Origin of the sequence: Agrobacterium sp. ES01 (assembly GCF_050320885.1) — a bacterium.
GTDB lineage: Bacteria > Pseudomonadota > Alphaproteobacteria > Rhizobiales > Rhizobiaceae > Allorhizobium.
Genome location: NZ_JBNQTH010000003.1, coordinates 393,183 through 415,847 on the forward strand (window position 1 = coordinate 393,183; position 22,665 = coordinate 415,847).

The window sequence follows — 22,665 nt, forward strand, 5'->3', positions numbered from 1 at the left end:
CAAGCGGAAAAGCGGATGGAAACCCTCACCAGCATAGCGGCACTGCGCGAACGCTTGGCCGCACCAAGACGTGCCGCAAAGTCCATCGGCTTCGTTCCGACCATGGGCTATCTGCATCAGGGCCATATGGAACTTGTTGCCCGTGCGCGCGCCGAAAACGATGTGACGGTCACATCCATCTTCGTCAATCCGCTGCAGTTCGGGGCGAAAGAGGACCTCGGCAAATATCCACGCGACCTCGCACGCGACAGTGAAATGCTGCAAAAAGCCGGTGTCGACTTTCTGTTTTCGCCGAGCGTGGAAGACATGTATCCGCGCCCGATGGAAACGGTGGTTGACCTTCCGAAGCTGGGAAATCAGCTGGAGGGCGAAGCCCGCCCCGGACACTTCGCCGGCGTCGCGACCGTCGTTGCCAAGCTCTTCAACATCGTCCAGCCGGATTCCGCCTATTTCGGTGAGAAAGACTACCAGCAGGTCGCCATTATAAAGCGCATGGTCGAGGATCTGGCGCAGCCGGTTCGTGTCGTTCCGGTGGCCACCGTTCGCGAAGCCGATGGCCTCGCCTGCTCCTCACGCAATGTCTACCTCTCGCAAATCGAGCGGACTGCGGCCGTCATCGTACCGAATGCGCTCAGCGAAGCACAAAGACTGTTTAAGGGTGGTATGCGCAACGCGGCAGAGCTGGAAGCAGCGCTTGCGACCTTCATCCGCACGGAACCGCTCGCCCAGCCCGACGTCATCGCCGTTCGCGACCCGCATACCCTTGGGCAGATCGAAACCGGGGGCGATGCCATTCTTGTCCTGCTTTACGTCCGTATCGGCGCAACGAGACTGCTCGATAACCGCGTCATAACGACTGGCTGACTGCGACCTGAGCACCTTCCCCAAGATGTCCAGAAAAGATCAATTCGCGTCGGTACCAAGCATTTCAAGCTGATAGATCGCCTCGTTGATATCGTCCACCTTCTGCATCACCGCAGCCTGCGCATCGTAGAGCCCGCGATTGTAGAAATGCGAGCTGAGCTCGCCGGCAAAAACAGCGACCAGTTCCTCCATTTCGAACCGCCCCAGCTCCAGCTGGAATTCCTCGCGAAAATGAGATTGCAGCCGCGCAACGGTCTCGGCCAGTTCTTCGGGGGAAAAATCGAGTGTTGCCATCAACGTCGTTCCTTTTCTTCAAGAAAACGGTGCGAGACACAAAGATTATGACGGAAAGACCGGTTCAGCAAATTCCAACGCCCCATAAAGGGAATTCATTTGTGCATTCACACCGGCGGTTCTATGCCCGACACACAGGACATGAGGAGTAGAGATGCGTAGGGACTTCATTGAGGGGATGTCGGCAGCCCCTCCGGTATTGGTATCGACGGTGCCCTTCGCCATCCTGTTCGGCGCCATCGCCGCCAGCAACGGGTTGACGGTGGCAGAGGCTGGCCTGATGAGCGCCACCATCTTTGCCGGCGCAAGTCAGCTGGTTGGCCTGGAACTGTTCGGACACAACGTGCCGGCATGGTTGATCGTGCTGTCGGTGTTCGCTGTGAATTTCCGCCACATTCTTTACTCCGCTGCCATCGGCCCGCTCTTTGCCGCCTACTCTCCAGCGCAAAAGGCGCTCGCCTTCTTCCTTCTCACCGATCCGCAGTTCGCACTGTCTCTGGCGCGCAAGGAAAGCGGAAAGGCGGTCACCTTCGGCTGGTATCTCGGCTTTGGCGTCGCGTTATACGTACCCTGGGTCATACTCTCAGCCGTCGGCGCCTATTTCGGCACGCTGATCGGCGATCCGAAAACCATCGGCATCGATGTGCTGCTGCCCATCTATTTCGGTGGCCTGACACTCGGCTTTCGCAAGCGCGACAACTTCGCCATCGTCGTCGTCGCCAGCGCGATCGCGTCAATCGCGGCCTATATTTATGTCGGCTCGCCATGGCATGTGAGCATCGGCGCGGCGGTCGGTATTCTGCTGGCAGCAGCGCTTCCGCCGAAAAGCCGGGATGCGGTCGCCACTGCGGAGGCGGTACGATGAGCGAATTTGCCAGCCCCTACATGCTCATCGTCATTCTGGCATCGGCTGTGGCCACCTATCTCACCCGCATTGGCGGCCATCTGATCATCGGCCGGATGAAGACCATCCCGCCACGCCTTGATGCCGCGCTCAACGCCGTCCCGGCAGCCGTGCTCACCACCCTTGTGGCACCCGCCTTTTATGCAGGCGGGTTGGATGTGAAGGTGGCAATGGCTGCCGGACTGATCGCAGGGCTTCGCTTTTCAGCCATCCCCATGCTGATCATCGGCTGGTGCGTGGTCATGGCGATGCGCCATTTCAGCGGCTGAATGGCTCCGTTGCCTTCTCAAGCCATGCCTTGACCTTTGCATCCTCGACAAGCGGCATCAGTTCATCGCGCGTCTTGGCATGATAGGCATCGAGCCATTGCAGCTCTTCGCGCGTCAAAAGCTCGGTCAAAACCAGATATTTGTCGATCGGCACATAGGTCAGCGTCTCGAAACTGTGCATCGGGATATCGCCGCCCTCGATGCTCTCGGGCTCGCGCACATAAATGAGGTTCTCGATACGGATACCAAAGGCACCGGGACGGTAGTAACCGGGCTCGTTCGACAAGATCATGCCCGGCAGCAATTCCTGCTGCGACACCCGAGAAATGCGCTGCGGCCCCTCGTGAACGGAAAGGAATGAGCCAACGCCGTGCCCCGTTCCATGGGCATAATCGGCACCGGCCTTCCACAAGGCCATGCGCGCCAGCGGGTCGAGATCGCAGCCGCGAGTCCCCTTGGGGAAGCGCGCCATACTGATCGCGATCATGCCCTTGAGCACCAGTGTAAAGAAGCGCTTCTGCTCCTCCGGCACAGCACCGATGGCAACGGTACGGGTGATATCCGTGGTGCCATTGATATATTGCGCCCCGGAATCGAGCAGGAACAACTCGCCGGAATTGAGCTTGCGATCAGAAACGGTCGTTACCCTGTAATGAATGACGGCACCATGCTCGCCCGCACCCGATATTGTGTCGAAGGAGATATCCTTGAGCGGGTTCTGCATCCGCTCTCCCACCTTGGCCCGCGCGGATTCCAATGCCTTGGTGGCATCGATTTCCGAGACTGTGCCCGGATGCTGCTGATCCAACCAGCAGAGAAACTCGACCATGGCGACACCGTCCTGAAGATGCGCAGCAGCGGAGCCGTTGAGCTCGACCGTGTTCTTGATGGCTCGCGGCAGCTTGGCCGGATCCTCACCCTCAACTACCTGTCCACCCGATTGCGTAATCACATCTGACAATGCGTAGGGTGTCAGCTCCGGATCGACCAGAATATGTGCGCCAGATTTGCTCAGCGCCTCAAGCCGGGGGTTAATCTCTTCGGGCTCGGACTGCGTCGCCAACTGCCCGAGATAGGCTTCGGCCTCGATACCGGTCTTGTGTTTGCTAAGAAAAATCTCGGCCGATCCATCGGCATGGACCAGCGCCCGTGCCAGTGGATGCGGAGTATGGGGCACATCGGCACCACGAATGTTGAAGATCCAGGCCACGGACGATGGGTCCGTGATCAGAACGGCACCCAGATGCTTTTTCTGCAGCTCGGCCGCAATCGTCGCGATCTTGTCTTTCGCCAACACGCCAGCATAGCTGTCGCCTTGTATGGTGACCGCGCCGCGCGGCTCTGCCGGGCGATTGTCCCAGATGGCATCAAGCGGATTGGCCTCCAGCAGCACCAGACTGCCGTCCTTTTCCGCCAGCGCCTTTTGCAACCGTCGCACTTCGGCTCCGGTATGAAGCCAGGGATCGATACCAAGGCGAAAGCCCGAAGGCAGGTTCGCGGGGATCCATTTGTGCGGCGGCTCACCAACCAGATCACCGCCGGTAAAGACTTCGCCGTCGACCTGCTCGACAAGTTGCGTGGTGTAGCGGCCATCGACGAACACGACAGCTTGCGTTCGCGTGACCAGCACAATGCCCGCCGAACCGGTAAAGCCCGTCAACCAGGCAAGCCGTTCCGCAGAGGCCGGTACATATTCCCCCTGATATTCGTCTGCGCGTGGCACCAGAAAGCCGTCCACGCCAAGCCCGTCGAAGCGCGCGCGCAACGCCTCCACGCGTGCCTTGCCGAATTGTGGATTGGAGGTGACATCGAAGGACTGGAACATGGAGGGGCCTTTCTGCAATTTCGCGATTCGTTATAGCAAGCGCATAAGGCAGCGCCAGCCCCAGCATGAGCCTCTCCGCAATTCGCTTCGCCACGGCCGCAGGGAGAAATGATGCAATGCGATAAAAATTGCGGCAGCCAATGCCTAGATGCTGTGCAGAAATGCAGAGTTCGATGCGAAATCGCCACGACCATTGCAGCAAACGCATAACAGCTGTGAGACAAACCCCCTGCCTAAACCATGTTGCAGTGCGTATATTCCAATCATCGAACGGGGCCACAGAGGCTCCCGGAACGAAAAGGATTTTAAAATGGCCAACTCATTCTTTCGCAATGCCTACACTCGCATGGTCGAAGCTCGCGAGCGTCAGGTTAGCCGTTACGTCAACGGTGCGCTCCTGAACCTCGACGACAAAACGCTGGAATCCATGGGTACCAGCCGTGCAGAACTGCGCCGCAAGGGCGCCAACAGCTACGTATTCTAAGATTGGACGACCCGGCGTATCTCCTCCCTCCGCCGGTTCTCTATAGAATACGTTGACCTGCTTGAGCGTTCTCCTCCCAAGGCTCGCGGGTACAAGCAAGGCGGCATCAATGATGCCGCCTTTTGCTTTTTCAGGGAAATCAGTGAGGAATTCCTGATATTCAACCCACGCAATGCTGCGACGCACACAATAACGGTGTAAGCTGATCACTTCAGGTGGATCGTCACCCAACCATTGCGCCAGATCGTCTTCACGTGTTTCATTCCGGCTGCGTTATAGGCCGCCAGGACTTTCCAGCGCTGCGCTGCCAGAATGCCTGACAGGATGACGGAACCATCGACAGTCAGGTGCCGTACGAGCATCGGTGCCATTTTCATCAAAGGCTTCGCCAGAATATTCGCGACGATCAGGTCGAATGGTCCATGTCGCGAAAAGGCCGTGGAGTGAAAGCCGGGCGCAGTCTCGAAGTGTATACCGCTGACCAGGCCGTTGTTGCGCGCATTTTCGCGCGCCACATGAACGGCAATGGGATCGATGTCCGTGGCAAGAACTGGAATGGCCTTCAGCTTGCGCACAGCAATCGCAAGCACACCACTGCCCGTTCCAAGATCCAGTGCATTGGTGACCGATTGTGAGCGGATGACCGAATCGATCATTTCCAGGCAGCCGGAGGTCGTCCCGTGATGTCCGGTGCCGAAAGCCTGTCCCGCTTCAATTTCGATGGAAAGATCGTTCGCCCGGATCTTGTCGCGGTCATGCGCGCCATGGACAAGGAACCGCCCCGCACGAACGGGCTTCAATCCCTCCAGCGACTTTGCGATCCAGTCGATGAGCGGCAAGACCTCTCTTTCGATCTCCAACGATGGAAAAGCCTCGGCCAGAACAGCGGCAAAGCGTTCATGGATGTCGGCTTCCTCGTCCCCCATCATGTAGACGGAGGCTTCCCAGATGTCCTTGGTCTCGTCGACCTCGGTCGTGGCGATTGCATATCCGTCGTCTTCGAATGCAACGCTCATCAGGTCCAGCACCTGGCCGGCCTGAATTTCGGTGGTCGTCACATAAAGGCGGATTTCACTCACGGTCTGTATCTCGCTTGAACGGTTGAATGGTACCTGACACCTGATTCACTGAACCCGAAGTGGTCCAGGGCACAAATCACGCAACAGACAGAAGTGCTGCAGCCAGGATCAGCACACAATATGTACGGCACAGCGCTGCAAGAACACCGTTCCGCTACTACGGGTCGCCTTTGAGAGCAAGAGCTGGAGGCTTTGCGCCTCAGCCCTTCTTCATCAGATTTTCAAGCTTTTTGACAGCGACATCCGGATTTTCGCCATAGGAGATCGTGCCGGTAAAACGCCCGCCGCCATCCAGAAGGAAGACCGATGCCGTGTGATCCATCGTATAATCGCCGGTCGGATCATTCTCATCCAGAGGCACCTTCTTGGCATACACGCGAAAGCCCTTGATGACCTCTGCAATCTTGTCAGGCGAGCCGCTGATGCCTGTCACCCGGTCGGTGACATTGGAAATATATTTGCCCAGCAATTCAGGTGAGTCGCGTTCAGGATCGACGGTGACGAAATAGGCCTGCAGCCCCTTGCCTTCCGGGTCGACCTTCTTCAGCCAGCCATCCAGTTCGAAAAGCGTCGTCGGGCAGACTTCCGGGCAATGGGTAAAACCGAAAAACAGGGCGGTCGGTTTGCCACGAAATGCCTGCTCGGTAATTTCCTGCCCGTTCTGATCCACCAGCTGGAATGGCACACCGTATGGCGCTTCCGTCATCTGCTGTTTGGATTGCGTGATCGAAAATGTCAGCCAACCGAAAACCCCGGCCATAGCAACAACGGCAACCCAAAGAGCGATACGTATTTTCTTCATGGAACTCATTTTCTTTTACCCAGCCTGCCCACAGAGAGCAGTCGCGCAATGACTGTCATACCGGATGGCTTATGGCAGCTGGCATACTGACGCGCAAATCAACACAAACGGAAATGCGGCAAATGCGCGGATATGTCCCGGTTGCGCCGACCGCTTCCCCTAAAAACAGAGGGATAAACCGTTCTCGGCATAGGTGAGTACAATGGCAGCGCCATATTTCAACCAGCCGGCAAAGACGACGGCGGCAAGGGCCGACAGCAGTCCCGCCAGTGCCAGCCAGAAGACGATCGGTGAAATCCGCAACGTTATGTCACTCATGCCGTCATTTTACTGTACGAGCACAAAAATGGAAGCGCTCCTGATGACTATCCGATGCGTCCTCACCAGGGGCTCTCGCGGTTCATCATCGCGCCACCCCCCCACTCGCTGGGCAAAACGCGGCCCGGCCAAGCAATTCCATAGCATCACCATTTCGAATTTTAGCGATAGATTAACCAATGACATGAAATATAAGCCCGCGAAGATAGTTAAATTAGCTATTGTGGATATGACGTCCTCCGAAAGCCAGTCTTTCGGCTCTGCATGAGAACCAACATCTGCAGCCCGAATGCCTTGCCGTGCCACTGGAGGACGAATGCTGAATTTCATCGCGGGACGAAATCTCTCCGTAAAACAACGTTTGATGACCCTGGGCATAGCCGCGGCATGTGGCTTCGCGTCGGTGGTTGGCGCAGGCTGGTATCTCGGAAAGCAGGCTGACGCCGCCCTCCTGCGGGCAATACAGGTCGGCGATCAGATTGAGCACGTCAATGAAATGCGCCTGGCGAATTCCAGTCTCGTCCTGGCTGCCATGGATTCCATCATCGATCGATCCGAGGGCGCTATTTCCGCTGAGCGAATCGACATCATAAATAACACCGGCGACATGTTGGCCAGCGGCGCTGCCGATCTGAAGGCGCTAGCGGCAGAAACCAGCAATCCTGGCATGGTGCAAACCTATGATGCAGATCTCGTGGAACTGCGTCAGGCCATCGGCGTCGAACTCAAAGACCTGATCAGCAACAATGCTCCTGACGAAGAATATGTGCGCATCGACGATGCCATTGATGGCGCCGGTGACCGTGTTGCCAAGGCCCTCGATGATGTCGCCAAGGCCGGTGGCATTTTCATGGACCAACGGACCTCAGAAGCCACGAGCCTGTCGCGCATGTCCATCTATATCCAGATGGCACTCGGCCTTGTTGCTTTCGCGACAGTGATCCTCCTTCAGCTTGTGCACGGAAATTCGATTATTAATGGCATCAGTGCCGTGCGCAATTCCATGCAGAAGATCATCAACGGCGACTATGAAAGCGCAGTGCCACAGACCGGTCGGAATGACGAGATCGGCGACATGGCCCGCTCTGCCGAGCTTTTCCGCGTTGCGGCAATCGAAAAAAATCAGCTCGAAAGCACGGCCGAACGGGCGCGTGTGGAAAACGAGCAGGAACGCACCAACCGTGCAGCAGCCACGGAAGCCGATGCGCGCGCCATCAAGGTCGCGGTCGATGCTCTGGCGCTGGGTCTGCGCCGCCTCGCCGATGGCGACCTGACCGCTGAGATTAACGAGCCCTTCCAGCCGGATCTCGAACGCCTGCGCAACGACTTCAACCAGCTGACAACGCAATTGCGCGACGTCATTCACCAGATCAATGGCAGCACAAGCTCGATCGGCGCCAACAGCCACCAGATGCGCAGCGCAGCCGATGACCTGGCAAAACGTACCGAACAGCAGGCAGCATCGTTGGAGCAGACCTCTGCATCGCTAGACCAGATCACCAACACCGTACGCGGCTCCGCCGAACGCGCTGAAGAAGCAAGCCACATGGTCGATAACGCAAAGGCCTATGCGGAAAAGTCGGGCACAGTTGTATCGGACGCCGTCTCCGCCATGGAGCGGATCGAAAATGCGACAGGCGAAATCGGCAAGATCATCAACGTGATCGACGAAATCGCCTTTCAGACCAATCTTCTGGCCCTCAACGCAGGCGTGGAAGCCGCGCGTGCTGGCGAAGCCGGAAAGGGCTTCGCAGTCGTCGCCCAGGAAGTCCGCGCCCTTGCCGGACGTGCGGGCGATGCCGCTCGCGACATCAAGACGCTGGTTGGAAAATCCAATGAGGAAGTCAAGACCGGCGTCGACCTTGTCGCTGCCGCCGGAGAGGCTTTGCGCACCATTGGCGACAATGTTTTGCAAATCAACGATCATGTTAAGTCGATCGTAACTGCATCTCGTGAACAATCGACAGGACTAGCAGAGATCAATACGGCCGTTAGCCAGATGGATCAGGTAACACAGCAGAACGCGGCCATGGTGGAAGAGACCAATGCTGCAAGCCACACACTGGCAAACGATGCGGAAAATCTAACCCGCCTGGTCGGCCGGTTTCGCACAGGTGGAGCTTCCGCTGCACCGAGCAGAGGCCCGCAAGCAGCCCATGCTGCTTCCGAGCCCAAACCATCGCCTGCGCACCAATTGGTCAACAAGGTCGCAGGTGCATTCAATCGCGGTTCGGCTGCTGTCCAGACAGCTCCGACAGCCGCAGCAGACAACTGGGAAGAGTTCTGATCATGTCAAACGCAATAAAGCAGTCGGGCGCTTATCTCGAAATCGTATCGTTCCACCTGGGCGACCAGGAATTCTGCATCGACATCATGGCCATCCGTGAAATCCGCGGTTGGGCACCGGTGACGCCGATGCCCCATACCCCGCCTTATGTCCTGGGTCTCATCAACCTGCGCGGCGCCGTGATCCCTGTCATCGACATGGCCTGCCGTCTCGGCATGAAAATGACCGAACCATCGGAGCGTGCTGCCATCATCGTCACGGACATTGCCGGCAAGCTGGTCGGCCTTCTGGTCGAACAGGTATCCGACATGATGACGATCAAGGGTGAAGACCTGCAGCCGGCACCGGAAATCATCCCGGAAACCCAGCGCGCCTTCTGCCGCGGCATCGTGGCCCTGGAGAAGACCATGGTCTGCTTCCTGAACCTCGACACCGTCATCGCAGACGAGCTCGCTCAGGCCGCCTGACAACACACTAAGCCCCTTCCCGGGAAACCGGCCTTCTGCATTTGCGGAGGGCCGGCTTTGCTATTTCCGGTGTTCTCCAATTGTGGCTTTTCAAGATCCCTCATCAATATGTGAATAAAATAATTTTCGTATATAAAGTTGATAATCCAGGAACTTATGGAAGCCGTGATCATTATCCCAGTGTCTTCGATAACACGTCGAAACGACACCATGACAAAAGGAGATTGATCATGAACAAGACAATTAAAATCGCCCTCGCCGGTATGCTTGCAGCGTCTTCGCTTGGCGGTATCGCCGCAGCCCAGACCGCAGCAACAACGATGACCGAAGGCGTGAACATCGTCCGCATCGAGACCCTCGACAACGACAGCACACGCGGTCAGTTCGACCGTCTGCAGCTTCAGGCCACTGACAAGGATCAGGTAGCCGAGGCACAGGCTGAAGTCACGGCTGACCCTGCGATCGCGTCCGCTCTCAAGGAGCAGAGCATCGAGCTGATGAACGTGATTGACGTGGACACTGCTGCCAACGGCGGCAAGATTGTTTATGTCCGCTAAAGCGGCCGCTGACCGACACAGTCAGCCACTCAAGCGAGCGCCTTGGATCTTTCCAGGGCGCTCTGCTCGTTTATAGGACCGAGACCACAGAGACGAAACTCCAAACCTATTTGGGCTCGCCTTTTTCCCAGGTGACCGGCTGACCGAACAGCGGAACAGTCGAGATGGCCATCTTGGCAGATCCGTCCGTCACCTGCTTGGAATGAACAAGATAGATCAGCGTGTTGTTCGGCTTGTCATAAATGCGGTTGACGAGAAGCTTCTTCCAGATGAGCGACCGCCCCTCCCGGAAAACCTCTTCGCCCTGTTCATCCAGTTCGATATCGCCAATGGTGATCGGCCCTGTCTGTCGGCAGGCGATCGAACTGTTGGAGGGATCCTCGAACCAGTTGCCCTTGCTCAGGCGATCGATGATCGACCGGTCGAAATAGGTCACATGGCAGGTCACGCCCTTGATCTTCGGGTCAGCCAGAGCCTCGATGATGATATCGTTGCCGACCCAGTCGACCCCGACCTTACCGACGACCTCTGAATGGGCGGATGTCGCCCAAAGTGCTGCAAAGCCTGCAGCACATGCCGCAATTTTCCCCAAACGCATGGCGTTCCTCCGATAACTGTTTCGAAAAAGAAGTAAGAAGCCTGCCCTTGGTTACAAGTGCAGAGTATCAGCTTGCCTTGCAGGAACATGCTTCATATCCACCCGGATAGAGCCGGCCGACGCGCATGTTGATCGCCCGCGCCACATCATCGATGCGTGCAGCCTTCACCTGCCGCGCCATTGCAAGCACCGCCTCGGCACACATCGCTGCATCTTCAGCCGCATTGTGGTGGACGAAACGCAGGCCAAGATAATCGGCAATGATATTGAGCTTGTGCGACGGCAGTTCCGGCATCAAGCGGCGCGCCATCTTCACGCTGCACATGTAAGACAGCGTCGGATAGGGCTGGCGATAAGCATCCAGCGCGTTGCGCCAGACCGAGAAGTCGAATGAGGCATTATGGGCAATAAGCGTCGCGCCCGCAAAATCATCGGCAAATTCGTCCATGACCTCCGGAAACTCGCCTGCATCTTCAACATGCTCGGGCCTGATCCCGTGAATGGCAATATTGAAGGATGAAAATCGCATATCCTTTGGACGGATAAGTCGCTCTTCCACCCGGGTCACGGCACCATCCTCGATCCATGCGAGCCCGACCGAGCAGGCACTTCCGCGCTGTTCGTTGGCGGTCTCGAAATCGATGGCAATGGCTTTCATCGGCTGTTCCTGCGTGATCTGCGGCCAAGCATTTCGATTCGAAGCGGCTTGACTTTGATGCCCTTCCCTAGAACATTGGCAGCATGATCGCCAGTGTAACGCTTCTTCATGTGACCACGCTCACCGACGTCCGCAGGGACGGCCGGGCGCTCATGCTGACCTAAAGAAGCAAGCGATCCAGTCACCACCCTGCCAACGATGGAGCAGGGTCGGTGAAGTGCCCTGCTCTCCGGCATTCTTCAGGAGAGTTTCATGCCACCCGAACAACCACCTTCAGCACGACCGCAACCAGCCAATCTTGTCATTCGCGCCACCACGCCGGACGATGCAGCAGGCATTACAGCCATTCACAGACTGCCAGGCTACCGCCACGGCACGCTTCGCCTTCCCCATGAGAAGACTGCCGACATGCTGAAACGCATCGAACAGACGCCCGCGGGCGCTGTCACACTCGTGGCACTGCTAGAAGACACCGTGGTAGCTGACATCGCCCTCATTCCCATGACCGGCCGCCGCCGTCACGTCGCCGAACTCGGTATGGGCGTCCACGACGATTATGTCGGGCTCGGCATCGGACGCGCACTGTTGGGGGAAGTCTTGTCCGTCGCCGATAACTGGCTGGATTTGAAACGCGTGCAACTGACCGTCTACCCGGACAATCAGGCAGCGATTGCCCTCTACAAACGTTTCGGCTTTGAGGAGGAAGGACGTCACCGAAAATTCGCCTTCCGAGACGGCGCCTATGTCGATGCGCTCGCCATGGCACGCATCCGGGATTAACCTTGGGCGAAACGCAAACGTCTTTTTTGCCGCAAGCCCTGTACATTTGCGGCGTTCACAGCTAGGAACGCCGCAAATCCGGCGCGAAATCGTAGCATTGTTTCGCGCGTCCGCATCTCCCAGAGATTCGGCATAGAACAGAGTTTTCGAAAGACACATCATATGATCGAAAGAGACGGCCTCGCGCCGCCGATTGCCGCGGCTTTGGCCAAGCGTGGTTATGACGCCCTTACTCCCGTGCAGGAGGCCATGCTCGATCCCGAGCTCATTACCCGCGATGCACTTGTCTCGGCCCAGACCGGATCCGGCAAGACCGTGGCCTTCGGCCTCGCGCTTGCGCCGACCCTGCTCGGCGAAAACGGTCGTTTCGGTCGCGCTGAAGCGCCGCTTGCGCTCGCCATCGCGCCGACACGCGAACTGGCATTGCAGGTCAAGCGCGAGCTCGACTGGCTTTATGGTGAAACAGGGGCCGAGATTGCCTCCTGCGTCGGTGGCATGGACCCCCGCTCCGAGCGCCGTGCGCTGGAACGCGGTACCCACATCATCGTCGGCACGCCCGGCCGTCTGCGCGACCACATCACGCGCCGCGCACTGGATCTCTCCAATATCCGCGCCGTCGTTCTCGACGAAGCTGACGAAATGCTCGACCTGGGCTTCCGCGAAGATCTCGAATTCATTCTCGAGGCGTCCCCGGATGCACGTCGCACGCTGATGTTTTCGGCCACGGTGCCGAAGGCGATTGCCGATCTGGCCCGCAATTTCCAGCGCGATGCTGTTCGCATCAAGACGGCTGCCGAACAGAAGCAGCATATCGACATCGAATATCGCGCATTGATCAGCGTTCCTTCCGACAAGGAAAATTCGATCATCAATGCACTGCGCTACTATGAAGCCAAGAATGCCATCGTGTTCTGCTCGACCCGCGCCAATGTGAACCATCTGACATCGCGCCTGTCCAACCGTGGCTTCTCGGTCGTGGCACTCTCGGGCGAACTCTCCCAGAACGAGCGCACGCACGCGCTGCAGGCGATGCGCGATGGCCGTGCCCGCGTCTGCATCGCAACGGATGTTGCAGCCCGAGGCATCGACCTGCCGGGTCTCGAACTGGTGATCCACGCCGACCTTCCAACCAATTCGGAAAGCCTTTTGCACCGCTCGGGCCGTACAGGCCGCGCCGGCAACAAGGGCATCTCCGCTCTGATCGTTCCGGTCAATCAGCGTCGCAAGGCTGAACGCCTGCTGGCGGGTGCCAAGGTTGATGCCAACTGGGCCAACCCTCCGTCTGCCGATGAAGTGATCGCCCGCGACCAGGAACGAATGATGGGCGACACGTCCCTTTCAGACGCCATCCTCGACGACGAGCGCAATGCCGTTGCAGCCCTGACGGAGCAGTTCAGTGCCGAGCAGCTGGCTGTTGCCTTTGCCCGCCTTTATCGTGGCAATCGCTCGGCGCCTGAAGATATCGCACAGCTCAACGTTCAAGCAGCCGACCGCAAGCCGCGAGAACGCGGTGAACGCGAACCGCGCGACTTTGGCGAAAGCCGTCCGCGCGATCAGTTTGGTCCGAGCCGCTGGTTCTCGATCTCCGTTGGTCGTCGCCAGAGCGCCGAACCACGTTGGTTGATCCCCATGTTGTGCCGTCACGGCAAGATCTCCAAGAGCGATATCGGCGCCATCAAGCTGCAGGCCGAAGAAAGCTTTGTCGAGATTGCCGAAGACAGCCTTGACCGCTTCGTCTCCGCACTCGGTCCCAACAAGACGCTGGAGCGCGGCATTACGGTCACCGAACTGGAAGGCACGCCGGACTTTTCTGCAAGCCCGAAGGGGCCAAAGCGTCGCGACGACTGGAGCGACAAGAAGGGTGATCGCGGCGACTTCAAGAAGCGCGGCGACGACCGCAAGCCACGCGAATTCAAGAAGGACGGCGAGCGCTTCGAGGATCGCAAGCCCGCAGCTGCCAGGCACAAGGGCGACGACCTGCGTGCCACTGACAACGATGTCTGGGGTGATGCTGCGCCAAAGCCTGCCAAGCGCAGCTTCAACGAAGGTGACGCAAAGCCGGCCCGCGCAGGAAAGCCTGGCGACAAACCCTTCGCGCGCAAGAAGGATGGCGATAAGCCACGCACCTTCAAGAAGGACGGTGACAAGCCATTTGCCAAAAAGGGCAAGCCACCCAACAAGGCCCGCTAAGCGTCCTTCAAGCACAGATCACTGCAGATAAAATTCCGCCGGTTTCTGGTCATCCCAGAGCCGGCGGAACCTTTTGTGCCCGCCCGCATTACTGCCGTCAGGCAGAGGGCTGGACGTGGCGCAGGCTCAAGACGAACCAACACAAGGGCTAAGTGACGACGACCGGGAGTTCCTGATCGGCATCGCCCGTGCCATCGGCGGCGCGCTCCTGTTCGCCATACCGATGCTGCTGACCTCTGAAATGTGGTATATCGGCTTTTATGTTGGACGCGGCAAACTCTTGCTGCTGCTTTTGCTCAACATCCCCCTGCTCGTCGTGCTCGCCCATCGACTCGGTTTTGAAAAGACGCGCACCTGGCGTCAGGCCCTGCGTGATGCGACAGTCGCCTACGGTATCGGCATCTTCACCAGCATCGTCTTTCTGGCGCTGTTCGGCCTGATCAAGACCGGCATGCCCGCAGACGAGATTCTCGGCAAGATCGCAATCCAGGCCGTATCCGCGTCCATCGGTGCGATGCTGGGCCGCAGCCAACTCGGTGGCACATCGGACAACGACGACGAAGACGCTGAAGAAGAAGACCAACCCGAGCGACAGACCGGTTATGGCATCGAACTGTTCATGATGGCGGTCGGTTCGCTATTCATCTCTTTCAACGTTGCACCGACAGAAGAAGTCATACTCGTCTCTTACAAAATGACCTATTGGCATGCACTGGCGATGATCCTGATCTCGCTCGCGATCATGCATGCCTTCGTTTATGCGCTGTCTTTTCAGGGTGGCCATGAACTGGAACCGGATACCCCGCAATGGCATGCCTTTATCAGGTTTACCCTACCCGGTTACGTCGTCTCCACCGTGATCAGTCTCTACGCCTTGTGGACCTTCGAACGACTGGGTGGATCTGCGCCGCTGACGATTGTCATGACGGTCATCGTCCTCAATTTGCCCGGTGCGCTGGGTGCCGCAGCAGCACGGCTCATCTTGTGAAGGACAGTCGATGACCACGACAAAGGGCAAAATTCACTCCGAAGCCCACAAAGGCCACTGGATCGAATGGATCACAGGCATCCTGTCGGCTGCTCTGGTCGCAGCACTTATCGGCTGGATAGGGTATGAAGCGCTGACCTATACGCCTGAGGAGCCGAACTTCATGCTGGAGGTCACGGGAACGACAAAGGCTGCAAGCGGCTGGAGCCTGGCCTTTACAATTGACAACAAGTCCAACACCACGGCTTCCGCCGTTGTCGTGGAGGGCACGCTGACGGGCAGCGAATCGACACAGACAAGCGATGTCACATTCGACTATGTGCCCGCGCAGTCGCAGGCCTCAGGGGCATTGTTTTTCGATGAAAACCCCGCAAAGGGGAAAACGACCATCAGGGTCGTGGGCTATACAGATCCCTGACCTGCAAGCCGACCTACTGCCGGTTACTCGGCAGCGGCCAGATAGATAGCGCCTTGCGACGAATAGGCGAGCGAACGAACCTTGGCTTCGGTCTTGGCAATCAGCTTGTGGAATTCGCGTTCGGCTTCCACATTCATCTGAATGACGGAATTCACTTCATCCGGCGTATCGCATAGGCACGCGACAGCAGAGATTGGGCAAACCCCACCGGGGTAACGCTTGCCATTGCCGGTATAGACCCGGCGGCCCCACTGCTCGGAATAGCTCAATTCTTCGCGTTCGAGATTGAGCAGCGTGCCATCAACGCTGGTCACGACTGCGGCCTTGCCATAGGCAAACCAGTGATAATTCAGCTTGCGCAGAATGTATTTTCCGGTGATGTCCTCGCCGCGCAATTCGGCGGGGTCTTCAATCAATCTGATCATGACGGTAATCCTTCAGCCATTTCACTATCCGCGAAGTCACCTTTTGCAGCAAGTCAAAAAAGCAAAGCTTTCCCAGTCACTTAGTCACAAAGTGTTTCCAATTCTTACAAGTTGTTGCAGATCCGTTATTGAATGATGCCAGCGCGTCGCTCCTCAAGGAGCGATCAGCGCCAGCCATTCATCCTCATCCATGGTCTGGATACCAAGTTCTTGCGCCTTGCTGAGCTTCGAACCGGCGCCAGGCCCGGCAACCAGAATGTCCGTCTTCTTCGAAACGGAGCCGGAGACCTTGGCGCCGAGGCTCTCTGCCCGTGCTTTGGCTTCGTCCCGGGTGAACTTTTCGAGGCTGCCGGTAAAGACCACCGTCTTGCCGGCAACCGGACTGTCACTCGCTTGTGGCGCTTCTGCATCTTCAGGCGTCACCTTCTCAAGAAGACGGTGAATCACGTCCCGGTTTCGCTCTTCCTTGAAGAACTCGACGATTGCAGTGGCGACCACTTCGCCGATCCCGTCAATCGCGTTCAGCTCGTTCCACGCCTCACCATGCAAAGACCCGGCCTGCTTCATGCCCTCTTCAAACGCTGCATATGACCCATAAGAGCGTGCCAGCAACTTGGCGGTGGTCTCGCCCACATGGCGAATACCAAGCGCATAGATGAAACGATTGAGCGCAATCGAGCGCCGCGCATCGATCGCGTCGAAGAGCTTGCGCACGCTCACACGTCCAAACCCCTCGATATTCTCAAGCTTGGTTAGCGAGGTCGCTTCCTGCCGCTCTCTGAGCGTGAAGATGTCAGGTGCCGTGCGCACCGTGATCGCAGGATCTTCGCTGTCGAAGAAGAAGTCGATCTGTTTGGTACCAAGCCCTTCGATATCGAAGGCATTGCGCGAGACGAAATGCTTCAGATGTTCCTTGGCTTGCGCCTTGCAGATGAAACCGCCGGTACACCGGGTGACCGAATCGAGCTTGCCGGTCTTCTCATTCTTCTCGCGCACCGCATGGCTGCCGCAGACCGGACATTTGCTCGGAAACACGTAAGGCTCCGCGTCGGACTTACGCTTCTCGAGCACCACGTCGAGCACCTGCGGGATCACATCCCCTGCCCGTTGCACGATCACCGTGTCGCCGATCCGGATATCGTGGCCTTCTTCGCGAATACGCTCGCCATTATTGCCGATGCCCAGAATGTAGTCGGCATTGTGCAGCGTGGCATTGGTCACCACCACGCCGCCAACCGTGATCGGCGTCAGCCGCGCCACCGGCGTCAAGGCGCCGGTGCGGCCCACCTGAATGTCGATCGTCTCGATTGTCGTGAAGGCCTGCTCGGCGGGAAATTTGTGTGCGGTTGCCCAGCGCGGCGAACGCGAACGGAATCCGAGACGCTGTTGCAGGTCCAGCCGGTCGACCTTGTAGACCACGCCGTCGATATCATAGTCGAGATCGGGGCGTTTAAGACCGATCTGGTGATAATGATCGAGAATAGCCTCAACCGACGAAAGCCGGCTCATCAGCGGATTGATCGGAAAGCCCCAGCGTTCGAAGGTCTTGACCATGCCCAGCTGGGTGTCGGCCGGCATCTCCGACATCTCGCCCCAGGCATAGGCGAAGAACTTGAGTTTGCGGCTGGCAGTCACCTTCGCGTCGAGCTGGCGCAGCGACCCGGCAGCCGTGTTGCGCGGGTTCACATAGGTCTGCTTGCCGTCGGCCTCCATCTGCGCATTGAGCGCCATGAAGTCGGACTTGGCCATATAGACCTCACCGCGGACCTCCACCACATCGGGTGCGTCGTCAGGCAGCGTGTCGGGGATTTCGCCAATGGTGCGGATATTGGCCGTGACGTTCTCGCCGGTCGTCCCGTCGCCACGCGTGGCGCCGGTGACCAGTTTGCGATTCTCGTAACGCAAGGACATCGACAAACCGTCGATCTTGGGCTCGGCGGTAAAGGCAATCGAGCCATCAGGCAATTGCCCGAGAAAACGGTAGACCGAGTTTACGAAGTCCCGCACGTCCTCGTCCGAAAACGTGTTATCCAGCGACAGCATCGGGCGAGCGTGGGTAACTTGGGAAAAGATACCAGCCGGCGCCGCACCCACGCGCTGCGAGGGACTGTCCGTGCGAACAAGGCCCGGAAACCGCTCTTCGATGGCATCATTGCGCCGCTTGAGCGCATCATAATCGGCGTCGGAGACTTCCGGCTTGTCCTCACCATGATAAAGCGCATCGTGATGGGCAATCGCTGCCGACAAGCGCTCAAGCTCGGCGCGCGCCTGTTCCTCGTTCAGTTCTTCAACGGGAATCAACTGTTCCGCCATGGCCGTCTCCGCTTGCTGATCCCCACGTCTTAGCCGAAATTGAAGGAATGAAAAGACTGAAGCGTGACCATCCTCAAGCCTCTTGGCCAGCCTCTATATCGATCCGCGCCACTAGCGGCAGATGATCCGATGCCAGCCGTGCCAGAGGCGTATCGTGGACGGCGATATGATCCACCAGACCTTCCCGATTGCCGATGATGCGATCAAGGGAAAGCACCGGCAGACGGGCCGGAAAGCTTGGCAATGCCGGTGGCAATGGTCCAAGCACCCGCTCCAACTGTTTGAGCGCAGAACCGTTACCAAGCCGCCACTCGTTGAAATCGCCCATCAGCAGCGTCGGTTGGGCATTCCCCGTGTCCAGCATGTCGAGAAGAATGCCGGCCTGTTTACGCCGTGAGCGTCGCAGCAGGCCCAGATGCGCAGCGATGATGCGGATGGTGGCACCCCGCTCAAGTTCAATATCGGCCATCAGCGCGCCGCGCGGTTCAAGACCCGGTAGCGATACCTGGTGAACATCCCGCGCCATGCCTTGTCGAAACAGCAGCACATTGCCACACCAGCCATGCGATTTTGGCGTCGGTCGAACAGGAACGGCAACCGGCACCAATCCCGTCTCATGCCGCAACCGGTTCAGGTCCAGCAGCCCGGCACGCTCTCCATGGCGCATATCCGCCTCCTGCAGGGCAATCACATCCGCGCCGATCTGGCTGATCACATCGATGACGCGGCCCGCATCGAAGCGACCATCCGTTCCCACACATTTATGCACGTTGTAGGAAGCGACCACGAGACAATCCTCTGTCTTGCGCACGGAAGGGACCACGATGGGCGGTCGCCGCTGGGTGCGAAGCGAGTGAAAGACTGCCTGCGCAAGATTGCCATTCTTCTTCATGTCTCAGCCGAACCTCTTCGATGCCGTGCCGTCTGTTGGACGTCCATGATCAGATATAGGGCGATGCAAGCCAAAGGATACGGTCGAGCAACCGCATTGGGAAGGCACGCGACCGCAGGCCCTGCAACGTCACTTCCTCGGCACCATCCCGCACACGGATGATCCGCTCGTCCATGCGCCGCCCAAATTCGTCGTCATGCACTTCCAGATCGACTTCGAAATTCAGCCGCAACGACCGGGAATCGATATTGGATGAACCGACGAAGGACCAGCGCCCATCCACCACCATCAGCTTGGAATGGTCGAACACACCAGCACCCTTGAAGATGCGGGCACCGTCCTTCAGGATGACATCGAATTGCGCGGTCATCGCGCGCGCGACAATGGCCAGATTATTCTTGCCCGGCACCACGATTTCGACAGTCACGCCGCGTCGCGCAGCCGTGGACAGTGCCGCCAGAAGCACGCTATCGGGCAGGAAATAGGGAGACATGATACGGATCGATTTTTCCGCGACTGAAAAGGCCCCCATCATCACCTTGTGATTGCGCTCGATATTGGCATCCGGCCCGGATACGACCGCGCGGGCAAAAAGCGGAGCACCGACATGCGCATGATCCCGGGGGAGTGCCCAGGCGTCGCCGGACAAATCCTCGCCGGTCTCGAATTGCCAGTCATCGGCGGCGACGGCGAAGAGATCTGCAACGATCGGCCCGGTGATTTTGAAATGCGTGTCGCGGGCCGCATCGGGACCACTGAATGCTGCCCGAATGTTCATGCCCCCCATGAAGGCGAGCGCGCCATCCACCACCGCAATCTTGCGGTGGGTGCGCAGGTTCGCATAAGGAAGCCTAAGTCCCGCGATTACCTGACCATTGAACACTTCCACCGTGACGCCACCGTCCTGCAAATAGGAAACGATACTCGGCACACTATAGCGCGCTCCGACCGCATCGATCAGCACCCGCACCTCGACCCCGCGCTTGCGCGCAGCAATCAGACAGTCTGCCAGCTTGAGACCGACATGGTCCCTGTCGAAGATGTAGGTTTCCAGCATGATACTGCGTTTTGCCTTGTCGAAGGCATCCGCAAGCGCTGCATAGGCCTCGTCGCCAGTCGACAGCATGTCAATCGTATTGCCAGAGACCAGCGGATGACCGGTCACCTTGTCGCTCAGCCGCTTCAACGAGCCCTGACGACTGCCGAACTGACGCTCATAGTCTGCCTGCTCCACCCGAAAATGAGACAGGTCGCCCCAGACAGCGTCACCGCGCTTTGTCCGCCGAGACAGGATCGACTTGCGCCTGATACGGTTGACACCGACCACGGCATAGATCAGCGCGCCAAGTATGGGGGACAGCAGGATGACGCCGACCCAACCGATGGCCGAGCGCACCTCCCGCTTGTTCATCGTCGCATGAATCGCCGCGAGACTTCCCATGACGAGGGATAACGCCGCCAGAATATGCGGCCAATAGGTTTGAAAAAGGTCCAAGCGAGAAGCACTCCGTCAATTGCCGAAGAGTATAACGTCCCAGGGCGTCTTTCGTTCAGTGATCACCAGCCAGCAATTTTGCTGCAGCCGCCCTCGCCTCATCCGTAATCGAGGCCCCCGCCAGCATGCGGGCAATTTCTTCCCGGCGGTGATCTTCGGACATCGTGGCAACACGTGTGGAGATACTATCGCCTGCCCCCTCTGTCGGACCTTTGGATATCAACAGGTGAGTCGCCGCCCGTGCCGCCACTTGCGGCGCATGGGTAACGGACAGAACCTGAACCTTGCTTGAAAGCCGTTTCAGCCTTTGACCGATTGCGTCTGCAACGGCGCCACCGACACCCGTGTCAATTTCATCGAAGACCAGGGTCGGCGCAGATCCCCGATCGGCCAGGGCAACCTTGAGCGCCAGAAGGAAGCGCGACAACTCACCACCGGACGCGACCTTCATGATCGGTCCCGGACGCGTACCGGGGTTCGTCTGAACATGGAATTCAACAGTGTCGATACCCTCGGCCTTGGGTGTCTCCGGATCGCTCAACACCTCAACCATGAAGGTTGCGCGCTCAAGCTTCAGCGCCGGAAGCTCGTCCATAACGGCCCGGCTCAATGCCGAACCGGCATTTTGACGCTTTGCCGAAAGTGCCTTGGCTGCATGATCGAACAATGCCTTTTGTTCGCCAACGGCCGCTTCCAGCCGTCCGAGTTTTTCCTCGCCGGCATCGAGATCGGCGAGATCGGCGACCATCTTCTCGGCCAAGGCTGGAAGAGCCGTCACCGGCACCGAGTATTTACGCCCCGCGGCCCGAAGCGCAAAGAGACGCTCCTCGACCCGCTCAAGCTCCTTTGGATCATACTCAGCCCGCCTCAGGGCCCCTTCCACTTCCATCTGGGCATTGGACAGGTTGTCCAGCGCCGCATCCAGAAGCTCAACCGTCTCTTCCAACAGGCCCGGCGCTTCATGGCTCTTGCGTTCCAGACGCCGGACGAGCGAGGCAATCAATGGAACAGGGGAAGAATGACCGTTGAGGAAATCGGAGGCTTCGGAAATATCACCGGCGATACGCTCGGCCTTTTGCATCACCGAGCGGCGTTCTGCCAGTTCGTCTTCCTCGCCATCCGCCGGTGCCAATCCCTCCAGCTCCTCGACGGAGGCGCGCAGATAATCGGCCTCGCGGGCCGCAGCTTCCACCTTTGCCTTGTGGGTCTTGAAGGCTCGCTCGGCCTCGCGCCACTTGTGGTATTTCTCACCGACAGAGACCGCCTCTTCTGCAAGGCCTGCGAATGCATCCAGAAGAGCACGATGTGCGTCGGTATCCACCAGTGCGCGATCATCATGCTGACCGTGAATTTCCACCATCAACTGGCCGACCTGGCGCATGAGCTGCACGCTGACGGGTTGGTCGTTGATATAGGCCTTGGTTCGACCATCGGCATTTTGCTGGCGCCGGAAGATCAGGTCGCCATCATCGTCGACACCGTTCTCGCTCAGCAGCTTTCGCGCCGCATGCATGGTGCCGACGTCGAAAACGGCGGTCACCTGCCCCTTGTCGGCACCATGACGTACGAGAGAGCCGTCGCCCCGCCCGCCAAGGGCGAGCGACAGGCTGTCGAGAAGGATGGATTTGCCAGCGCCGGTCTCGCCGGTCAGCACGGAAAGTCCGGCCTCGAAGGCTAGATCCAGCCGCTCGATCAAGACGATGTCACGGATCGATAACTGAACCAGCATAGCGTTCTATCTCGGTCGTAGGAATCAGT

The 22,665-nt window shown here is 58.3% G+C and carries 23 protein-coding genes; 11 read left to right on the top strand and 12 right to left on the bottom strand.

The annotated features are described in order from the left end of the window. The first annotated feature begins 15 nt into the window (after positions 1–15). Positions 16–864 carry a pantoate--beta-alanine ligase gene (gene panC, locus ACQQ2Q_RS11185; protein ID WP_428187140.1) on the top strand — a complete coding sequence of 283 codons (849 nt, stop codon included), beginning with the start codon at positions 16–18 and terminating at the stop codon, positions 862–864. A 39-nt stretch (positions 865–903) separates the two neighbouring features. Here panC and ACQQ2Q_RS11190 read toward each other — a convergent pair whose 3' ends face one another. Next, positions 904–1,158 carry a DUF2164 domain-containing protein gene (locus ACQQ2Q_RS11190; protein WP_428187141.1) on the bottom strand — a complete coding sequence of 85 codons (255 nt, stop codon included), beginning with the start codon at positions 1,156–1,158 and terminating at the stop codon, positions 904–906. A 154-nt stretch (positions 1,159–1,312) separates the two neighbouring features. On the opposite strand from ACQQ2Q_RS11190, the gene ACQQ2Q_RS11195 reads away from it, so the two are divergent. Together ACQQ2Q_RS11195 and ACQQ2Q_RS11200 are read left to right on the top strand one after the other, a co-directional pair. Beyond that, entirely contained in the window at positions 1,313–2,023 is a 711-nt protein-coding gene (locus ACQQ2Q_RS11195; protein WP_428187142.1) for an AzlC family ABC transporter permease, read from the top strand. After that, on the top strand, positions 2,020–2,331 hold the full coding sequence (locus ACQQ2Q_RS11200) for an AzlD family protein (protein WP_428187143.1): 312 nt from the start codon (positions 2,020–2,022) through the stop codon (positions 2,329–2,331). The genes ACQQ2Q_RS11195 and ACQQ2Q_RS11200 overlap by 4 nt, the downstream gene beginning before the upstream one ends. Here the strand turns inward: ACQQ2Q_RS11200 and ACQQ2Q_RS11205 are convergent. Next, positions 2,321–4,156 (bottom strand): aminopeptidase P family protein, encoded by a 1,836-nt coding sequence (locus ACQQ2Q_RS11205; protein WP_428187144.1) that lies wholly within the window; start codon positions 4,154–4,156, stop codon positions 2,321–2,323. The genes ACQQ2Q_RS11200 and ACQQ2Q_RS11205 overlap by 11 nt on opposite strands. Before the next feature lie 310 nt (positions 4,157–4,466). Between ACQQ2Q_RS11205 and ACQQ2Q_RS11210 the strand changes: the two genes are divergently transcribed. Continuing rightward, complete coding sequence (locus ACQQ2Q_RS11210; RefSeq protein WP_428187145.1) at positions 4,467–4,640, top strand: hypothetical protein; 174 nt, start codon at positions 4,467–4,469, stop codon at positions 4,638–4,640. Positions 4,641–4,846: 206 nt separating this feature from the next. On the opposite strand, the gene ACQQ2Q_RS11215 is transcribed toward ACQQ2Q_RS11210, so the two are convergent. The 3 genes from ACQQ2Q_RS11215 to ACQQ2Q_RS11225 all read right to left on the bottom strand — a co-directional run bounded on the left by ACQQ2Q_RS11215 (position 4,847) and on the right by ACQQ2Q_RS11225 (position 6,839). Next, positions 4,847–5,719 (bottom strand): 50S ribosomal protein L11 methyltransferase, encoded by an 873-nt coding sequence (locus tag ACQQ2Q_RS11215; RefSeq protein WP_428187146.1) that lies wholly within the window; start codon positions 5,717–5,719, stop codon positions 4,847–4,849. A 199-nt stretch (positions 5,720–5,918) separates the two neighbouring features. Then, positions 5,919–6,521 carry an SCO family protein gene (locus tag ACQQ2Q_RS11220; protein ID WP_428187147.1) on the bottom strand — a complete coding sequence of 201 codons (603 nt, stop codon included), beginning with the start codon at positions 6,519–6,521 and terminating at the stop codon, positions 5,919–5,921. 159 nt (positions 6,522–6,680) lie between these two features. Beyond that, complete coding sequence (locus ACQQ2Q_RS11225) at positions 6,681–6,839, bottom strand: hypothetical protein (RefSeq protein ID WP_428187148.1); 159 nt, start codon at positions 6,837–6,839, stop codon at positions 6,681–6,683. A gap of 316 nt (positions 6,840–7,155) precedes the next feature. On the opposite strand from ACQQ2Q_RS11225, the gene ACQQ2Q_RS11230 reads away from it, so the two are divergent. The 3 genes from ACQQ2Q_RS11230 (at position 7,156) to ACQQ2Q_RS11240 (ending at position 10,150) form a co-directional block, all read left to right on the top strand. After that, on the top strand, positions 7,156–9,126 hold the full coding sequence (locus tag ACQQ2Q_RS11230; RefSeq protein WP_428187149.1) for a methyl-accepting chemotaxis protein: 1,971 nt from the start codon (positions 7,156–7,158) through the stop codon (positions 9,124–9,126). 2 nt (positions 9,127–9,128) lie between these two features. Continuing rightward, positions 9,129–9,593 carry a chemotaxis protein CheW gene (locus ACQQ2Q_RS11235; protein WP_428187150.1) on the top strand — a complete coding sequence of 155 codons (465 nt, stop codon included), beginning with the start codon at positions 9,129–9,131 and terminating at the stop codon, positions 9,591–9,593. 230 nt (positions 9,594–9,823) lie between these two features. Continuing rightward, entirely contained in the window at positions 9,824–10,150 is a 327-nt protein-coding gene (locus tag ACQQ2Q_RS11240) for a hypothetical protein (protein WP_428187151.1), read from the top strand. 106 nt (positions 10,151–10,256) lie between these two features. Here the strand turns inward: ACQQ2Q_RS11240 and ACQQ2Q_RS11245 are convergent, their stop codons facing one another. Then, a complete protein-coding gene (locus ACQQ2Q_RS11245; RefSeq protein WP_428187152.1) occupies positions 10,257–10,748 on the bottom strand; it encodes a CreA family protein in 492 nt (163 codons plus the stop codon). A 67-nt stretch (positions 10,749–10,815) separates the two neighbouring features. Then, complete coding sequence (locus ACQQ2Q_RS11250) at positions 10,816–11,406, bottom strand: 3'-5' exonuclease (RefSeq protein WP_428187153.1); 591 nt, start codon at positions 11,404–11,406, stop codon at positions 10,816–10,818. 252 nt (positions 11,407–11,658) lie between these two features. Between ACQQ2Q_RS11250 and ACQQ2Q_RS11255 the strand changes: the two genes are divergently transcribed. The 4 genes from ACQQ2Q_RS11255 (at position 11,659) to ACQQ2Q_RS11270 (ending at position 15,782) form a co-directional block, all read left to right on the top strand. Next, a complete protein-coding gene (locus tag ACQQ2Q_RS11255) occupies positions 11,659–12,186 on the top strand; it encodes a GNAT family N-acetyltransferase (RefSeq protein ID WP_428187154.1) in 528 nt (175 codons plus the stop codon). A gap of 162 nt (positions 12,187–12,348) precedes the next feature. Then, positions 12,349–14,376, top strand: a complete 2,028-nt coding sequence (locus ACQQ2Q_RS11260) for a DEAD/DEAH box helicase (protein ID WP_428187155.1) — start codon at positions 12,349–12,351, stop codon at positions 14,374–14,376. Positions 14,377–14,491: 115 nt separating this feature from the next. Next, on the top strand, positions 14,492–15,364 hold the full coding sequence (locus ACQQ2Q_RS11265; RefSeq protein WP_428187156.1) for a TIGR02587 family membrane protein: 873 nt from the start codon (positions 14,492–14,494) through the stop codon (positions 15,362–15,364). A gap of 10 nt (positions 15,365–15,374) precedes the next feature. After that, positions 15,375–15,782 carry a TIGR02588 family protein gene (locus ACQQ2Q_RS11270; RefSeq protein WP_428187157.1) on the top strand — a complete coding sequence of 136 codons (408 nt, stop codon included), beginning with the start codon at positions 15,375–15,377 and terminating at the stop codon, positions 15,780–15,782. A gap of 23 nt (positions 15,783–15,805) precedes the next feature. On the opposite strand, the gene ACQQ2Q_RS11275 is transcribed toward ACQQ2Q_RS11270, so the two are convergent. The 5 genes from ACQQ2Q_RS11275 to recN all read right to left on the bottom strand — a co-directional run bounded on the left by ACQQ2Q_RS11275 (position 15,806) and on the right by recN (position 22,636). Continuing rightward, positions 15,806–16,207 (bottom strand): hypothetical protein, encoded by a 402-nt coding sequence (locus tag ACQQ2Q_RS11275; protein ID WP_428187158.1) that lies wholly within the window; start codon positions 16,205–16,207, stop codon positions 15,806–15,808. A gap of 153 nt (positions 16,208–16,360) precedes the next feature. Continuing rightward, positions 16,361–18,520, bottom strand: coding sequence for an NAD-dependent DNA ligase LigA (ligA, locus tag ACQQ2Q_RS11280; protein WP_428187159.1), 2,160 nt, complete (start codon positions 18,518–18,520; stop codon positions 16,361–16,363). Between the two features lie 73 nt (positions 18,521–18,593). Next, entirely contained in the window at positions 18,594–19,412 is an 819-nt protein-coding gene (locus tag ACQQ2Q_RS11285) for an endonuclease/exonuclease/phosphatase family protein (protein WP_428187160.1), read from the bottom strand. Positions 19,413–19,461: 49 nt separating this feature from the next. Then, a complete protein-coding gene (locus ACQQ2Q_RS11290) occupies positions 19,462–20,853 on the bottom strand; it encodes a phospholipase D-like domain-containing protein (RefSeq protein ID WP_428187501.1) in 1,392 nt (463 codons plus the stop codon). A 109-nt stretch (positions 20,854–20,962) separates the two neighbouring features. Then, positions 20,963–22,636: a DNA repair protein RecN gene (recN, locus tag ACQQ2Q_RS11295; RefSeq protein ID WP_428187161.1), complete on the bottom strand. Its 1,674-nt coding sequence runs from the start codon at positions 22,634–22,636 to the stop codon at positions 20,963–20,965. Between the last annotated feature and the right edge of the window lie 29 nt (positions 22,637–22,665).

Excerpts from the sequence above, each read along its gene's own strand:
- ACQQ2Q_RS11200 (WP_428187143.1), top strand. The coding sequence starts at position 2,020 with ATGAGCGAATTTGCCAGCCCCTACATGCTCATCGTCATTCTGGCATCG.
- ligA (WP_428187159.1), bottom strand. The coding sequence starts at position 18,520 with ATGGCGGAACAGTTGATTCCCGTTGAAGAACTGAACGAGGAACAGGCG.
- ACQQ2Q_RS11285 (WP_428187160.1), bottom strand. The coding sequence starts at position 19,412 with ATGAAGAAGAATGGCAATCTTGCGCAGGCAGTCTTTCACTCGCTTCGC.
- ACQQ2Q_RS11275 (WP_428187158.1), bottom strand. The coding sequence starts at position 16,207 with ATGATCAGATTGATTGAAGACCCCGCCGAATTGCGCGGCGAGGACATC.
- panC (WP_428187140.1), top strand. The coding sequence starts at position 16 with ATGGAAACCCTCACCAGCATAGCGGCACTGCGCGAACGCTTGGCCGCA.
- ACQQ2Q_RS11250 (WP_428187153.1), bottom strand. The coding sequence starts at position 11,406 with ATGAAAGCCATTGCCATCGATTTCGAGACCGCCAACGAACAGCGCGGA.
- ACQQ2Q_RS11225 (WP_428187148.1), bottom strand. The coding sequence starts at position 6,839 with ATGAGTGACATAACGTTGCGGATTTCACCGATCGTCTTCTGGCTGGCA.
- recN (WP_428187161.1), bottom strand. The coding sequence starts at position 22,636 with ATGCTGGTTCAGTTATCGATCCGTGACATCGTCTTGATCGAGCGGCTG.
- ACQQ2Q_RS11270 (WP_428187157.1), top strand. The coding sequence starts at position 15,375 with ATGACCACGACAAAGGGCAAAATTCACTCCGAAGCCCACAAAGGCCAC.
- ACQQ2Q_RS11245 (WP_428187152.1), bottom strand. The coding sequence starts at position 10,748 with ATGCGTTTGGGGAAAATTGCGGCATGTGCTGCAGGCTTTGCAGCACTT.
- ACQQ2Q_RS11190 (WP_428187141.1), bottom strand. The coding sequence starts at position 1,158 with ATGGCAACACTCGATTTTTCCCCCGAAGAACTGGCCGAGACCGTTGCG.
- ACQQ2Q_RS11230 (WP_428187149.1), top strand. The coding sequence starts at position 7,156 with ATGCTGAATTTCATCGCGGGACGAAATCTCTCCGTAAAACAACGTTTG.
- ACQQ2Q_RS11290 (WP_428187501.1), bottom strand. The coding sequence starts at position 20,853 with ATGGGAAGTCTCGCGGCGATTCATGCGACGATGAACAAGCGGGAGGTG.
- ACQQ2Q_RS11205 (WP_428187144.1), bottom strand. The coding sequence starts at position 4,156 with ATGTTCCAGTCCTTCGATGTCACCTCCAATCCACAATTCGGCAAGGCA.
- ACQQ2Q_RS11220 (WP_428187147.1), bottom strand. The coding sequence starts at position 6,521 with ATGAAGAAAATACGTATCGCTCTTTGGGTTGCCGTTGTTGCTATGGCC.
- ACQQ2Q_RS11210 (WP_428187145.1), top strand. The coding sequence starts at position 4,467 with ATGGCCAACTCATTCTTTCGCAATGCCTACACTCGCATGGTCGAAGCT.
- ACQQ2Q_RS11255 (WP_428187154.1), top strand. The coding sequence starts at position 11,659 with ATGCCACCCGAACAACCACCTTCAGCACGACCGCAACCAGCCAATCTT.
- ACQQ2Q_RS11195 (WP_428187142.1), top strand. The coding sequence starts at position 1,313 with ATGCGTAGGGACTTCATTGAGGGGATGTCGGCAGCCCCTCCGGTATTG.
- ACQQ2Q_RS11260 (WP_428187155.1), top strand. The coding sequence starts at position 12,349 with ATGATCGAAAGAGACGGCCTCGCGCCGCCGATTGCCGCGGCTTTGGCC.
- ACQQ2Q_RS11235 (WP_428187150.1), top strand. The coding sequence starts at position 9,129 with ATGTCAAACGCAATAAAGCAGTCGGGCGCTTATCTCGAAATCGTATCG.
- ACQQ2Q_RS11240 (WP_428187151.1), top strand. The coding sequence starts at position 9,824 with ATGAACAAGACAATTAAAATCGCCCTCGCCGGTATGCTTGCAGCGTCT.